Raw genomic sequence first — 14,756 nt, 5'->3', positions numbered from 1 at the left:
CGGCCTTCGGCCATGACGGGCCCGGCGCGCCGCTCTGCCGCGCCAGGAGAGCGCACCGGAAGCCATGGAGAAGGTCTACAGCGCCGCCCGCGTCCAGCCGGACGCGCACAGGGACGTCCTCGCGCAGCTCTGGAAAGAGAACCTCGCCCACGGCGAGGTCTCGCAGGAGTTCGTGGAGCGGCGGATGCGCTGGTTCCAGGAGCAGAACCCGGCCGGCCCTCCGCGGACCTGGATGGGCTTTCACGGCCCGGCGCGGGAGATCATCGGCAGCGGCTCGTTCTACCCGCGCGACGTCTACGTCAGCGGGCGGAAGCTCAAGGCCGGCGTCCTCGGCGATTTCGGCGTGACCAAGGCGCACCGCATCGCCGGGGCCGCCATGAGCATCCAGCGCGAGCTCGCGAAGGGCTGCCGCGACGCCGGGGTCGACTTCCTGTTCGGCTTCCCCAACAAGGCCTCGTTCCCGATCTTCCAGCGCGCCGGCTACAAGAAGATCGCGGACTCCACCATCTGGGTGCGGCCCCTCATGGCCGCGTACAAGCTGAACGAGCTCGCGGCCTCGTCGGCCGGCGATCAGCAGAGCATCGTCACCGCGGTGGTGCAGCGGGTCGCCGAGCGGGCCGCGTCGGCGGTCCCCCACCCCCGCTGGCGCGCGCTCTGGGAGCCGGCGGCGCCGGGCGCCCCGCCCGCCCCCCTGACGCAGGCGCTGTCGACGGCCGCCGAGCGCGCCGTGCAGCGGGCGACGGTGAAGCCGGACAACGCCCTGGTGCGCGCCGCCGGGCGCGCCGTCGACGCCTCGATGGCGCTCCGGGACGCCGCGGCGCTGCTCGCGCGGGGCAGCCGCGTGCGCACCGAGCTCGTGGACGCCGCCGACCACCGCTTCGACGAGCTGTGGTCGCGGGCGAAGCCGTCGCCGATCGCCGGCGAGCGGAGCGCCCAGTTCCTGAACTGGCGCTACGCGCAGCTCGGCAACGTCCGGTACCGCTTCTTCTGCATGCTCGACAGGCACGACGGGCGGCTGCTCGGCTACGCCGTCTACGCGGTGCGGAACAACAAGGTCGAGATGACCGACGTGTTCTGCGAGGACAGCGGCCCCCTGCTCGACGCCCTGCTCCTCGAGTTCTGCCGGGCGATGCGGCGCGAGGGGCACGTCTCCGTGGGGATGCTCCTCGTGACGCCGCCCGCGTTCAGCGCGCGCCTGCGGGCGCTCGGCTTCTTCTCGCGCCCCCACCCCCCGAGCGTGGGCTCGCGGTGGCTCATCGTACACCTCGACCCGAGCTTCCCGGACGAGCTGCGGCGCGTGCTCCTCGACCCGGACAGCTGGTTCATGACCGACGGCGAGCTCGACGTCTGACCGCCCGGGCGCCCGCCCCCCGGAGGATCCCACCGATCCGCTGGACCACCTGCTGCCGCCGGTTACCCTTGCCTCTCCATGGATAACGAGGCGCCGGCCCTGTCCATCGCGCGGCTGCGCTCCATCTGGGACGCGGAGGTGGATCCCTCCGCGCGGCGCGCGCTCACCGCCGCGGCCTTCGCGGGGCTGTTCGGCGCGGCGCACGTGGCGCGCGTGGGCTCCCCGCTCGCCCGCGGGCTCGCCGGCGCCGGCCTCGCGCTGCTGCTCGCGGCGATCGTCGCGCGGGTCGTCGTCGCGCGGCGGCGGCGCGGCGACGCCCGGCGCACCGTGCGCGAGATCGTCGGTCGCACGGACGAGGCGCTCGGCGCGGCCACCCTGCGGGCGCTCTCGCTCGTGGATCGCGCCTCGGCCGACGATCGGGTCGGGTCGCCGGAGCTCGCCGGCCTGCACCTCCGGCGGCTGCTCGGCCGCGCCTCGCGGGCGCGCATCCTCGCGCGCGCGCAGCGGTCGGCCGCGCGGTGGGCGAGCGCGGGCCTCGGCCTCGGCCTGGCGGCGCTCGCGGCCGCCGCGATCGATCCGCCGCGCGTCGTCGAGGGGCTCGACGTCCTCGCCGCCCGCGGCGGCGAGGCGCCGCTCGCTCTGCTGTGGCTCGAGGAGGTCGAGATGACGGCCACACCGCCCGAGTACCTGCACGAGGGCGCCGAGGTGCTCCTGCCGTTCGCGACGACGATGCAGCCGCGGGGGACCGTGATCACGGTGCGCGGCCGCCCGGTCCGGGCGGGGCGCGCGCTCGTGCTGACCGACGGCGGCGCCGAGGTCCCGTTCGTCGACGACGGCAAGGGCGGCGTGATCGCCCACTGGACCCTCGGCGACTCGACGACGCTCCAGGCGGCCGCGCGCTTCGGGCAGGTCCGCGTCCGGCAGGCCGACGCGCAGCGCGTCGTGTCGATCCCGGACGACGCGCCGCGCGTCACGCTCGAGGGCGCGCCGCGCACGGTCAGGCTCCTCGACGAGCCCAGCATCCCGCTCCGCTACGAGATCACCGACGATCACGGCCTGCGCGAGGTCGACCTCGTCCTGCGCGCCGGCGCGAAGGAGGAGCGGCGGGTGCTCTCGCGGCCGGCGGGGGACGCGAAGATCGACCGCGGCGGCTACGAGCTCAAGGCGCGCGACCCGTTCTTCCGCAGGACGTACGTGCCCATCGAGGTGCGGATCGAGGCGCGGGACAACGATCCGATCGAGGGCCCGAAGTGGGGCAGGAGCGAGGCGATCGTGGTCATCCCGCCGCAGGTGGGCGAGCCCGAGGCGCGGCGCTACGCCGCGCTCGCGAAGGCGCGCGACGCCCTCACCGACCTGCTCGCGGACCGCATCGGCCAGAAGACGCCGGAGGCGGGCGGCGCCGCGGCGCACGCCGCGCACGAGGCCGAGGCGCAGGCGACCGCGAAGGCGGAGGTCGAGCGCGCGCTCTCCGCCGACTACGGCGGGCTCCGGGTGCGGGGGCGCGTCGCGTCGCTCGCGCGCGGCCAGCTCGCCCGGCTCGACGCGGCGCTCGGCGCCGAGCGGAAATCCACCACCCGCGCGGCGCACCAGAAGCTGCTCGACGAGACCGAGGGCGTGCTGCTCGCCTTCGACGCCGGCCTGCGGGGCCTCGGCGTCCGGGACGCCCGGGCCGTCGCGCAGCGGCTCGCCGACGTCGCGGACGAGGCCGCGGCCGCGGCCGAGCTCCTTCGAGGCGGCGGCGACCGCGAGGGCGGCGAGGTCCGCCTCGAGGCGGCCGTCACGGTGCTGGGCGGCGGGGGCGCCGAGCTGCGCAAGCTCGGCGAGCTCGGCCTCGATCTCGGCGAGATCGTCGCGAGCGACCTGCGCAGGGTCGCGCGCGCCCGCGGCGCCGGCGACTGGGCGCACGCCGAGCTCGCGGCGCGCGACCTCGCGGCGCGGCTCCGGCGGCCGGATCCCTCGTTCGGCGGCGGCGGCCGCGGCGGGGTGGAGTCCGGGGCGCCGCGCGGGGGGCCCGATCCCGGGGAGGCTTCGCGCGCCGACGAGAGCGTCGCGCAGAGCGAGCGGGAGCTCGAGGACCTCGCGCGCGATCACGCCGCCGAGACGAACGCGGTCGCCGAGGAGCTCATGCGCGCCTCGCGGCCCGAGGACGTCGCGGCGCTCCGCGAGGAGGCGAAGCGGCGCGCGGAGGCGATCCGCGAGGCGGTGCAGGAGCTGCCGCGGCCCGGCGGGGCGCCGGGCTCGGCCGAGTCCGCCGCGGCGGCCGGCAGGGAGCAGGCCGAGGCGATGGCCGGCGCGCTGGAGCAGGGCGGCCTCGAGGAGGCGGTCGAGAGCGGCCAGGGCGCGGCGCGCTCGCTGGGCGAGGCGAAGCGGCTCGGCGCGCAGGGCGGCGGCTTCTTCCCCGAGGAGCGGGCCGGCCGCGAGGCGGGCGAGGCGCAGCAGGCGCTCGCCCGGGAGCTCGCCTGGGCCGAGGAGGCGCTGCGCCAGCTGCGGCAGGCGGCGTCGGAGCGGGCGCGGGAGGGCCTCGCGCGCTCGAGCCAGCGCGAGGGCTCGCTCGCCGATCGCGCGCGCGAGCTGCGCAGGCGGGGCGAGCAGGGCGACGGCCGCATGCCGGAGGAGATGCTCGAGCGCCTCGAGGAGGCCGAGCAGGCGATGCGCGACGCCCAGCGCGCCCTCTCCGAGGGGGAAGGCGAGCAGGGCAACGAGCGCCAGCGCGACGCGCAGCGGCTGCTCGAGATGTCGCGCAGCGACGACCAGAGCCAGGACGGCGACGCCGAGTCGGAAGGGAACAGGGACATGGCGAGGAAGGCCGACATCCCGGACAAGGACAAGCACAAGGGCCCCGAGGAGTTCCGCCGGCGCGTCCTCGAGGGGCTCGGGAGCGCCTCGGAGCCGCGGCTGCGAGAGGCGGTCAAGCGCTACGCGGAGGGGCTCCTGAAATGACGCGCGCCGGCGCTACGGCGGCCCCGGCGAGGGCTCCGCGCGGGGCGACGGCGCTCGCGAGGCGCGGCCTGCGGGCGGTGGTCCTCGCCGCGCTCGCGACCGTGTCGGCGACCGCGTCCGGCCGCATCGCGGTCGGCGACCTCGATCGCGCGGTGCGGGCGCGGACCGCGATCCTGGAGATCGACGCCCCGGCGGCGCGGGGCATCCTCGAAGGCGCGGATCCCGTCGATCCCGCGCTCGCGCTCGAGCGCGGCCGGCTCGCCATCTACGAGGGCGACTGCGACGCCGCCGCGGCGATCCTCGCGCGCCCCGATCTCGCGGCGACGGCGGAGGGCGCGGCGCTCGGCGACATCGCGCGCGGCTGCGCCCGCGCCACCGCCGCGACGGTCGTCGTGAACGACGAGGCGCGCGGCGTGTGGGTGCGGCTCCAGGACGACGACGATCGCGCGCTCGTGCCGCTGCTCGTCGAGGTGGCCGCGAAGACGCGCGACGTGCTCGCGAAGGACCTCGGGGTCGAGCTGCTCCGGCCGCTGCGGATCGATCTCGTCCGCGATCAGTTCACGCTCTCCGCGATGACCGGGCTGCCCGAGGACGCGGCGCGGACGACGGGCACCGTCGCCATCGCCAAGTGGGGGCGGGTGACGATGCTCTCGCCGCGCGCGACGCCGAACGGCTACCCCTGGCTGGACACGCTCGCGCACGAGATCACGCACCTCGCGCTCTCGCGCGGCACGCGGGACAACGCCCCGCTGTGGCTGCAGGAGGGCGTGGCCAAGCGCGAGGAGGTCCGCTGGCGCGAGCCCGACCCGCTGGACGACGTGCCGTCCGCGGACGCGGTCGCCTTCGTCGGCATCCAGAAGGGCCTCGGGCGCCCGCTCGACAAGATCGGCCCCTCGATCGCGATGCTCCCGAGCGCGGAGGAGGCGGCGATCGTGTTCGCCGAGGTCGCGAGCTTCATCCGGTACTGGACGAGGGAGGCGGGCGACACGGCGCTGCCCGAGCTCTTGCGCCGGCTCAAGGACGCGAGCAGCGACGCGGATCTGGAGCGGGCGATCGCCGACATCTCCGGCGCGGATCTCGCGGCCTGGGACCAGCGCTGGCGCGCCTACCTCGCCACGGTGCCGGCGAGCGTGCCGCCCGACCTCGCGCCGGGCGGGGACATGCCGCACCGGCAGGAGGTCGCCAAGCGGGTGCGGCTCGGGCAGCTGCTCCACGATCGCGGCCACCACGCCGCCGCCGCGGTCCAGCACGCCCGCGCGCAGGCGCTCGCGCCGCACGAGCCGGCGGTGCGCTGCTTCCTCGCCGCCGCCCTGCTGGCCTCCGGCGAGCGGGCGAGCGCCGCCCCGCTGGTCGAGCGGGTGGAGGACGTGAACAGCCGCCACGGCCGGTGGTGGTCGCTGCACGGCCTGCTCCACGGAGGCGCCGACGGAGGCAGCGCCTTCTCGGCGGGCGTCGCGCTCGACCCGCTGAGCCCCGAGGTGGCCTGCGAGGAGAAGCTGCCGCCGGAGCTCCCGAGCGACCCCACCCGGTCGGCCCTCTGCGAGGCCGCGCGCCGCAGGGCGCGCTGATCAAAAGACCGCGGAGTCGAGGAAAAGCCGCCGCTCGACGCAATGGCGCGCGCTCGCCGGTTTCTGCGCGAGCGCGCGCGCTCCGGCTTCCGTCGCGCTGGAGCGCGCGCCTACGGTCGCGCGCGTGCCGAACCTGGATCGCATCGCCCTCGTCGTCGCGCTGAGCCTCGCCTTGCCGGCTCGGTCGCGCGCCGACGACGCGCCGCCCTCCTCGGCGCCGCGCAGGGTCGGCGAGCTCGGCGCGTCGTCCGTGCTGGCGTTCGGCTTGCTGCCTGCGGCGAGCATCGGCCCCTCGGTGGAGGCCACCCTCCGCTGGCTCGACGCGTCCCTGTCGGTCGAGGCGCGCGTGCTCCGGGCGCTGGGCCGCGGCCCGAGCGCCGCGACGATCCTGGGGCCGGAGAGCACCGCCGGCCTCGGGCTCATGTCGATATGCAGGCACGAGGAGGCCGTCTTCGTGTGCACCTCCTTTCAGACCGGGGTCGTCGCCGCGGATGTCGACGCGAGCCTGAAGCCGACGAGCGGCGGCGAGCTCTCCTGGATGATCACCTCCGGCCTGCGTGGGGGCGCCGCGTGGCGCCTCGCCCGCCACCTCGAGCTGCGCAGCTTCCTCGAGCTGCACGCCGTCCTGGAGCGCCCTCACGTGGAGGTCGACTCCATCGAGAGGTGGCGGGCGTCCTACGTCGCGGGGATCGTCGGCGTCGGCCTCTGGTTCCGCCTGAACCCGGAGTGACGCAGGCCTCCTAGCGCGCCGAGGCGCCTTCGGTGAGGCGCCCTCGCCCGGCGCAGGCGCCTCGCCGGCGGCTGCGCGGCCGCCTCACCGGCGACGCGTGCGCGGCCGCCTCAGCTCTTCGTGCGGAGCGCGCGCGCCAGGGTGTTCCTGCCGACGCCGAGCCGCTTCGCCGCTTCCGTCTTGTTCCCCTCGCACGCGCGGACCATCGCCTCGACGTAGCGCCGCGTCACCTCGTCGAGGGTGAGGCCGAGCGGCAGCGCGACCTGATCGTCGCCCTCGGGCCCCGAGGCGGCCTGCGGCGGGGCGCCCCCGCGCCGGCGCGCCGGGAGGTGCCCGGCGGAGATGCGGCCGTCCGGCGCTAAGGCGATCGCGCTCTCCACCCAGTGCTCGAGCTCGCGCACGTTGCCCGGCCAGGTGTGGGCGCGGATGTGGCGGAGCGCGTCCAGATCGAAGCGCGGCGCGGGCCTGCCGTACCGCGTCGCGTAGACGTCCGCGAAGTGGCGGGCCAGCGTCTCGACGTCCTCGGGACCGCGCTCGCGCAGGGCCGGCAGGTCGATCTCGACGACGCGCGCGCGGTAGTAGAGATCCTTGCGGAAGCGGCCCTCGGCGACCGCGCGCTCGAGGTCGCAGTGCGTGGCGCACACGACGCGCACGTCGGCGCGGAGCGTCTGCCGACCGCCGACGCGCTCGAACGAGCGATCCTGAAGGAAGCGCAGGAGCTTGCCCTGGATGTCGAGCGGCAGATCCCCGAGCTCGTCCAGGAACAGCGTGCCGCCCTCCGCGAGCTCGACCTTGCCCGGCACGCGCCGGTCCGCGCCGGTGAACGCCCCGCGCTCGTGGCCGAAGAGCTCGCTCTCGACGAGCTGCGCCGGCAGCGTCGTGCAGTCGACCGTGACGAAGGGCCGCGTCTGGCGCCGCGAGTTGACGTGGATCGCCCGCGCGAACAGGCTCTTGCCGGTGCCGGTCTCCCCGCGGAGGAGCACGGTCGCGTCGGTCTGCGCCGCGAGCTGGACCTTCTCGTAGACGGCGGCCAGCCGCTCGCTGCGGCCCACGATCCGGTTGAACGGCCCCTGCAGCACGACCCCCGGCCCGCCGCCCTCGGCCGCGCGGAGCGTCGTCAAGAGCAGCGCGCGGGCGAGCTGCGTCGCGAGCGCGACGAGGTAGCGCTCGTCCTCCTCGTCGAAGGGCGCCCCCGCGCGGTTCAGCAGCTGCACGACGCCGCGGATCGGCGCGGCGCCGTCCTCGCGGATCGGCGCGACGAGCATCGAGCGCGTCGTGTAGCCCGTCGCCCGATCGGCCGACGGATCGAAGCGCGGATCGCGCGCCGCGTCGTCGACGCGCACGACCTCGCCGGTCCTGGCGACGTGCCCCGCGATGCCGCGCTCGAGCGGCTGCCTGAGCGCGGGGAGCTCGGGCAGGACGGCGACGCGCGTCACGAGATCGCCGCGCTCCGCGTCGACGAGCCAGATCGTGGCGCGGTCGGCGCGGAGCGCCTTCGCGAGCCGCTCGCACGCCGTGCCGAGGAGGGCGTCGAAGTCGACCTCCCGGGCGAGGAGGGAGGCGAGATCGACGAGCAGCGAGAGGCGCGACATGGATAGCGGAGCAGGATCCAGCATAGAGGTCGCCGCCCTTGTCGTCACCCGCGTCATCACGCGGCCCGCGCGACGGCCTCGACGTCGATGCAGAGCCCCTCGCGCGCGGCGACCGAGGCAGGGAAGAGCTCGCGCGCGAGGCGCTCGATCTCGGCGACGCCAGCGTCCGTCCGCTGCGGGTCGTGGTGGAAGAGTACGAGCTGACGCGCGCCGCACGCCCGCGCGATCTCGGCGCCCGCGATGTACGTCGAGTGCCCCCATCCGACCCTCGATCGCCCGGCGTCGCCGCGGTACTCCTCCGGGGTGTACTGCGCGTCGTAGATGAGCACGTCGGCGCCGTCCGCGAGCGCGCGCAGCGCCGGATCGACGCAGGCGTAGTGCTCGGTGTCGGTCGCGTAGACGAGGCTCTTCCCCGCGTGCTCGAGGCGGTAGGCGAGCACGCCGCCCGGGTGGTTGAGCTTGGCGGTGCGCACGTGCACCTCGCCCACGTCGAACGCCTCGCCCGGCCGCGCCTCGCGCAGGGCGATCTGGGCGCCCAGCTCGTCCAGCCGGACCGGGAAGCTCGGCGCCGCCATCTGCGCCGAGAGCGCCTCGCGGAGGGTCCCGGCCCCGTGCGCGCTGCCCACGATCGACAGCTTCGAGCCCGGCAGGTACGCCGGCACGAAGAACGGCAGGCCCTGGATGTGGTCCCAGTGCAGGTGGGAGAGCAGCACCGTCGCCTCCACCGGCCCTTCCCGGAGCAGGGCATCTCCGAGCTTGCGAACGCCCGTCCCGGCGTCGAGGATGAGCCGCGTCGATCCGCAGCGGACCGCCACGCAGCTGGTGTTTCCGCCCACCGCCGCCGTCTCCGGCCCAGGCGAAGCGATGCTCCCGCGAACCCCCCAGAACCTGATCTCCATCGTCGTCGCGTGCCTCCTGGGCTCCCTTCAGCGAGCGGCGTGCCAGGGCGCAGGGACTTGAAATCGCTCCGCTTTTCTGCTGCCCCCGGCCAGGCCGATCGAAGTTGCAGCGCCGGGTCCGGATCGGCGCTTCAGAATGGAGCGCGCGGCCGGCGCGGTCTGCCGGCGCTCGCGCCGCCATTTGCGTGGGGCGGCGCTTCGCGGTTGACGCCCTCGCGGCGACGTGGAGAAACGTGGAGCGCGGGGGACGGGCCTTTCGTCGCGCCACGGATCGCGCTGAGCGTCGCGCGTCGCGTCAAGGCTGAGCTCCTTCGCTGGATGGGGGGACCGCGCCGGCGCGGAAAGGTTCGCCTGACCCGAGCGTTGACCGAGGTCCGTCCCGAGGCCTAGCATTCCTGCACCGCTCTCTTTCCCGCATTGTTACCGCCGCTCCGCACAATGACCGTTGCCACCTACGCCGCCGCACAGCTGTTGCGGGTGCTTCCGCGAGAGCGCATTACCCGGGCCGTTGGCCGCCTCTGCGACGCCAGAGCACCCGCCGCTGTCTTGAACGCGGTGGTCAAGCTCTACGCGCGCGCGTACCGCGTCGACATGGACGCCGCCGAGGTGCTGACGAGCCCTTACGAGAGCTTCGACGCGTTCTTCACGCGCAAGCTCCGCGAGGGGATGCGCCCTGTCTGCTCCGATCCCGGAGCCATCACCAGCCCCGCCGACGGCCGGATCGAGTCGCTCGGCCCCGTGACCGAGGGCGGGCGCCTGCTCATCAAGGGGCAGCCCTACCGCGTGGAGGACCTCGTGGGCGACCCCGCGGAGGCGTCGCGCTACGACGGCGGGCAGTTCGCGGTCGTCTACCTCTCCCCCCGCGACTACCACCGGGTCCATTCGCCCGTCGCCGGCCAGGTGAGCCTCATCCGCTCGATGCCGGGGGAGCTGTTCCCGGTGAACGCGATCGGCGAGCGCCACATCCCGGGCCTGTTCGCGCGCAACCGGCGCGTCGCGATCGTGATCGACACCGAGCGCCAGGGGCGCGTGACGGTCGTGATGGTGGGCGCGATGATCGTCGGACGGATCACGGTGAGCGCCGTCGACGCGCGCGACGTGCCGCTCGGCGTGCACCCGATCTCGCCGGCCCTCCCGGTCGCGTGCGGCGAGGAGATCGGCAAGTTCCACCTCGGCTCCACCGCGGTCCTGTTCGTCGAGCGCGGGGTGTCGCCCCCCTGGAGCAGGGCTCCGGGGCCGGTCCTCTACGGTGAGCCGATGGACGGAGGGGGCAGGCAATGACGAGCGAGCGGCCGCGCAACCCCCTGGCCCAGGCCGCCCAGGAAGGCGGCGCCTCCGGAGAGTCCGGCGCGCCCCCGCCGGGCGAGGCAGGGAACGCGGCCGCGCTCGCGCCGCAGGGAGAGGGCTCGCTCCCCGCGCGCTCGTCCGTCGCTCCGCGGCCCGAGCGCACGCCCAGCGTGCGCCCGCAGCTCGCGACCACCACGCCGCTGCCGCGCCTCGACGTCATCCCGGGCATGGCCGACGGGAGCTCCAGCCGGCCGCCCTCGGAGATCCCGGATCTCGATCTCGATCCGCGCATCGCCGGGCCGCCGACGGAGCGCTCGCGCCACGGCACCCCCCTGCCAGCCACGCCCACCTCGAGGCGGGCCTGGCAATCGCTGGCCGCGGAGGTGGAGCGGGCCACGGAGGCAGAGCGCGGCGACGGCGCGAAGACGGCGCGCCGCCGCTCGCGGCGGCTCGTGAACGTGCCCGGAGACGCGGCGCAGCAGGGCGACGATCCGGGCGCCGCGCTCGACTCGGGCGCCGCGCTCGACTCGGGCGCCGCGCAAGCGGACACGGCGACGCCGCGATCGCTGGGGCTCGATGAGGCGGAGGACGACGGATGGTTGAGCGCCGCCTCGAGGCCTCCCAGCGAGCCGGCGATCGAGGTGCCCAAGACCGCCAGCAAGCCGGCGCCGCCGCCGAACCTGGCGGAGCTGGTCGCGCCGCGGGCGGTCCCGCGGCCGTCGCCGAAGTCCTCGAGCGTGCCGCCGATGCCGACGCCGGGGCTGATCATCGACCCGGACTCGGTCGCGGTGATCCGGCCGCTCCAGATCCTCAGCATCGAGTCGAACCTGCCGCCGGTCACCTCGCAGGCCGAGCCGCAGCCCGAGCCCGCCAGGCCGCCGCTGCTGACCGACCCGACCGAGCACGAGTGGCCGCCGCTCCAGTTCCGGAGCGGGCCGGACTCGCGCCAGACCGTGCTGGGCCTCGACCCGTACCAGGAAGGCCCGGGGGAGGGCCCGCCGACCGCGCGCGACGCCGCCTTCGACGCCCTCCAGCCCGAGCCCCGGCGGCCCCAGCCGTCGGCGCCGGAGATCGAGGCGCGCCCGCTCGACTGGCGGCCCGGGTCGAGCCCGGAAGAGCTCACGGAGGTCGAGCCCGAGCCCGAGCTGGCCGACGAGGCCAGGGCCGACGCGACGAGCGCCCCGCCCGAGGCAGGCGGAGGCGAGCAGCAGCAGGTCGACCCGACGCGCATCACCTTGCCGCCGAAGAGCAGCGAGGTCGAGCTGGAGGAGGTCGAGCCCGAGCTGACCGACGAGGGCCGGGCCGCCCGCGCCGACGCCCAGGCGGCGCATCCCAAGAAGCCGCCGCCGCCCCCGCCGCCCCCGCCGCCGCCGCGGCGCCCGCGCGCGCAGGCGCTCGCCTCGCCGGATCTCGCGACGTTCACGTCGGTGCCGCCTCCGCCCGTGTCCGTGCCGCCGCCGCACGGCGATCCCTCGGCGCGCATCTCCGCTCCCCCCGCGCAGCCCGCGGCCAAGCCGCTCGATTTCGAGCCGAACTCCGGCCCGTCGACCGAGCCCGCCGCGCGCCGCAAGCGCCCGTGGTGGGAAGAGCTCTTCGGCGACGACTTCCTGCGCACGCTCGACAAGATCGACAGCAAGGTGGTTCGCCGCGAGGTCGACTTCATCGAGGAGCGGCTCGGCGTCGAGAAGGGCGCCGTGATCCTCGACCTCGCGTGCGGCGCGGGCGGCCACGCGATCGAGATCGCGAGCCGCGGCTACAGCGTGGTCGGCTTCGACCTGTCGCTCGCCATGCTGGCCCGCGCCGCCGACGACGCGCAGGACCGCGGCCAGAAGCTGAACTTCCTCCAGGGCGACATGCGCGAGATGACGTTCGAGGAGACCTTCGACGGCGTCTACTGCTGGTCGACGAGCTTCGGCTACTTCGACGACGAGAAGAACGCGGACGTGCTCGCCCGCATCCGCCGCGCCCTCCGCGCGGGCGGCATGCTCCTGCTCGACATCGTGAACCGCGACTACGTCGCGTCCCGCCAGCCGAGCCTCGTCTGGTTCGAGGGGGACGGCTGCGTCTGCATGGATGAGATGCAGGTCGATTTCTTCACGAGCCGGCTCAAGGTGAAGCGCACGGTCATGTTCGAGGACGGCCGCTCGCGCGAGATCGACTACTCGATCCGCCTCTACGGGCTGCACGAGCTCGGCAAGATGCTCCACGAAGCCGGCTTCAAGGTCACCGAGGTGACCGGCCACCCCGCGCACCCGGGCGTCTTCTTCGGCTCGGAGTCGCCGCGGCTCATCATCCTTGCCGAGCGCAGCTGACGCGCTAGGGGGCTCCTGACGCATGCGCTTCGAGGCCGCGATCTCGCGCGCGCTGCCGGGGATCCCGGCCAGCGCCTCCCCCGTCGATCAGATCGCCTACGCCCGCGATCTCTGGCCGCGGCACCACCTCGCCGTCACGGAGGGCCGCATCGCCGAGCACCGGCCCGGGATGATCCTCTGGCCGGCGTCGACCGAGGAGGTCGCCCGGGTGGTCCGCTTCTGCGCGGACGAGGGGCTCCCGCTCGTGCCGTACGGCGCGGGCTCGGGCGTGTGCGGCGGCGTCCTGCCGGACGACCGCACGGTCGTGCTCGACCTGAAGCGGCTCTCCCGCCGCCGCTCGCTCGATCGCCAGGCCCCCTCGGTCGAGATCGAGGCCGGCGCCCTCGGCATCCGCTTCGAGGAGGAGCTCAACGCCGAGGGCTTCACGCTCGGCCATTTCCCGTCGTCGATCCTCTGCTCGACCGTGGGCGGCTGGGTCGCGGCGCGCAGCGCCGGCCAGTGCTCGGGGCTCTACGGCAAGATCGAGGACATGGTCGCGTCGCTCGAGTGCGTCGTCGGCCGCGGCGAGGTCGTCCGCTTCGATCGGCGAACGCGCGGCCCGGATCTGACGCCGCTCCTCATCGGCAGCGAGGGCGTGCTCGGCGTGGTCACCGCCGCGACGCTCCGGCTGCACCCCGCCCCGCCGGCGCGCGCGTTCGCCGCCTTCTCCTTCCCCACGCTGGAGGCCGGGTGGAACGCGATGCGCGAGATGTTCCAGGCCGGCCTTCGCCCGGCGGTCTCGCGGCTCTACGACCCGTTCGACTCCTTCATGGCCAGGCTCGGCGCGGTGCGCCGGCAGCGCGGCCACGCCGTCGCGGGCGACGAGCCGACCGAAGGGCCGGCCGCGCGGGCGCGCGGCGCGCGAGGCCCGGGCACCGGCGCCGCCGTGCTGCGCGGCCTCCTGCGCGCGCCGGGGCTCCTCAACCAGGCCGTGGACGCCGTCGGGTCGCGCGTGCTCCGCGGCGCGACGCTCATCCTCATCTTCGAGGGCACCGCGCGCGCGAGCGCCGAGGATCTCGCCCGCGCCGCGGCGATCGCCGGGCGCGCCGGGGCCAGGCCGCTCGGCGAGGAGCCGGCGCGCCACTGGCTCGCGCACCGCTACAGCGTGAGCTACCGCCAGGCGCCCGTCTTCATGGCCGGCGCGTTCAGCGACACGATGGAGGTCGCCGCGCCCTGGTCGCGCCTCGACGCGCTCTACCGCGCGGTGCGCGGGGCGCTCGGGCGCCACGTCTTCGTGATGGCGCACCTGTCCCACGCCTACCCGGACGGCTGCAGCATCTACTTCACCTTCGCGGGCAGCGCGCCGACCGTGGCGGCGGCCGAGGCGAAGTACGACGCGGCCTGGCGGGCGGCCCTCGACGCCGCGATCGACGCCGGCGGCACGCTCTCGCACCACCACGGCGTCGGCCGCAGCAAGGCGCCGCGGCTCGGCGCCGAGCTCGGCCTCGGCGCCGACGTCGTCCACGCGCTCCGGGGCGTCTTCGACCCCGCCGGCATCATGAACCCGGGCAACCTGCTCCCGCGCGAGGCCGCCCGCGCCGCGCGCCGCCCGGTGCCGCCGCCGCCCGCGTCGCCGGTGATCGACCGCGACGCGCTGCTCGTGCACGCCGCCGGAGAGGCTCGCCTCGGCGAGGTCGAACGCGCGCTCGAGCAGCGCGGCCTCACGCTGGGGCTCGACTTCGACGCGGCCTCGCGCGAGCTCACGCTCGACGCGTGGATCGCGGCGGGCGCCCCCGGCGCGCCGGATCCGTGGAGCGATCCGGTCGATCACCTCGTCGCCGGCTTCACCGCGCGGCTCGCGTCGGGCGCCGAGCTCGCGGTGCGCCCCGCCCCGCGGCGCGCCGTCGGCCCGGATCTCTTCGCGCTGTTCCTCGGCGTCGGCGGGCGCGTCGGCGCCGTCACGTCCGTGCACCTGCGCGCCCATGGCGCGTCGCGGCCGCGCGCGCTGCCGACCTCGCTGCCGCGGCAGCCGCCGCTCGGCCAGGCCGAGGCGGTGTGGCTCGACGCCGTGGTGAGCGCCGCCCGCGACGTCCGCTGA

General features: G+C 75.7%; 9 protein-coding genes. 7 read left to right on the top strand and 2 right to left on the bottom strand.

Going from position 1 to position 14,756, the window contains the following annotated elements:
• Positions 1–64: 64 nt before the first annotated feature.
• The 4 genes from WMF33_RS48850 (at position 65) to WMF33_RS48835 (ending at position 6,589) form a co-directional block, all read left to right on the top strand.
• Entirely contained in the window at positions 65–1,351 is a 1,287-nt protein-coding gene (locus WMF33_RS48850; RefSeq protein WP_437334988.1) for a GNAT family N-acetyltransferase, read from the top strand.
• Between the two features lie 78 nt (positions 1,352–1,429).
• Positions 1,430–4,291, top strand: a complete 2,862-nt coding sequence (locus WMF33_RS48845) for a DUF4175 family protein (protein WP_437334987.1) — start codon at positions 1,430–1,432, stop codon at positions 4,289–4,291.
• A complete protein-coding gene (locus WMF33_RS48840) occupies positions 4,288–5,859 on the top strand; it encodes a hypothetical protein (protein WP_437334986.1) in 1,572 nt (523 codons plus the stop codon). Before WMF33_RS48845 ends, WMF33_RS48840 begins: the two co-directional genes overlap by 4 nt.
• Positions 5,860–5,983: 124 nt before the next feature.
• A complete protein-coding gene (locus WMF33_RS48835) occupies positions 5,984–6,589 on the top strand; it encodes a hypothetical protein (protein WP_437334985.1) in 606 nt (201 codons plus the stop codon).
• 110 nt (positions 6,590–6,699) lie between these two features.
• Here WMF33_RS48835 and WMF33_RS48830 read toward each other — a convergent pair whose 3' ends face one another.
• Entirely contained in the window at positions 6,700–8,181 is a 1,482-nt protein-coding gene (locus WMF33_RS48830; protein WP_437334984.1) for a sigma-54-dependent Fis family transcriptional regulator, read from the bottom strand.
• 56 nt (positions 8,182–8,237) lie between these two features.
• Positions 8,238–9,080 carry an MBL fold metallo-hydrolase gene (locus WMF33_RS48825; protein WP_437334983.1) on the bottom strand — a complete coding sequence of 281 codons (843 nt, stop codon included), beginning with the start codon at positions 9,078–9,080 and terminating at the stop codon, positions 8,238–8,240.
• Positions 9,081–9,635: 555 nt separating this feature from the next.
• On the opposite strand from WMF33_RS48825, the gene asd reads away from it, so the two are divergent.
• From asd to WMF33_RS48810, 3 genes are read left to right on the top strand one after another with little or no spacing between them, the layout of a single operon-like run.
• Positions 9,636–10,361 (top strand): archaetidylserine decarboxylase, encoded by a 726-nt coding sequence (gene asd / locus WMF33_RS48820; RefSeq protein WP_020742088.1) that lies wholly within the window; start codon positions 9,636–9,638, stop codon positions 10,359–10,361.
• Positions 10,358–12,679, top strand: a complete 2,322-nt coding sequence (locus tag WMF33_RS48815; RefSeq protein WP_437334982.1) for a methyltransferase domain-containing protein — start codon at positions 10,358–10,360, stop codon at positions 12,677–12,679. The genes asd and WMF33_RS48815 overlap by 4 nt, the downstream gene beginning before the upstream one ends.
• Before the next feature lie 22 nt (positions 12,680–12,701).
• Positions 12,702–14,756, top strand: a complete 2,055-nt coding sequence (locus WMF33_RS48810) for an FAD-binding protein (RefSeq protein WP_437334981.1) — start codon at positions 12,702–12,704, stop codon at positions 14,754–14,756.

It is taken from the genome of Sorangium sp. So ce394, assembly GCF_051474665.1.
Taxonomy (GTDB): Bacteria; Myxococcota_A; Polyangia; order Polyangiales; family Polyangiaceae; genus Sorangium; species Sorangium cellulosum_D.
Note: the sequence above shows the minus strand (reverse complement) of the source record. Positions and strands in the feature narration are given on the sequence as shown.

Excerpts from the sequence above, each read along its gene's own strand:
- WMF33_RS48845 (WP_437334987.1), top strand. The coding sequence starts at position 1,430 with ATGGATAACGAGGCGCCGGCCCTGTCCATCGCGCGGCTGCGCTCCATC.
- WMF33_RS48815 (WP_437334982.1), top strand. The coding sequence starts at position 10,358 with ATGACGAGCGAGCGGCCGCGCAACCCCCTGGCCCAGGCCGCCCAGGAA.
- WMF33_RS48830 (WP_437334984.1), bottom strand. The coding sequence starts at position 8,181 with ATGTCGCGCCTCTCGCTGCTCGTCGATCTCGCCTCCCTCCTCGCCCGG.
- WMF33_RS48850 (WP_437334988.1), top strand. The coding sequence starts at position 65 with ATGGAGAAGGTCTACAGCGCCGCCCGCGTCCAGCCGGACGCGCACAGG.
- WMF33_RS48810 (WP_437334981.1), top strand. The coding sequence starts at position 12,702 with ATGCGCTTCGAGGCCGCGATCTCGCGCGCGCTGCCGGGGATCCCGGCC.
- WMF33_RS48825 (WP_437334983.1), bottom strand. The coding sequence starts at position 9,080 with ATGGAGATCAGGTTCTGGGGGGTTCGCGGGAGCATCGCTTCGCCTGGG.
- WMF33_RS48840 (WP_437334986.1), top strand. The coding sequence starts at position 4,288 with ATGACGCGCGCCGGCGCTACGGCGGCCCCGGCGAGGGCTCCGCGCGGG.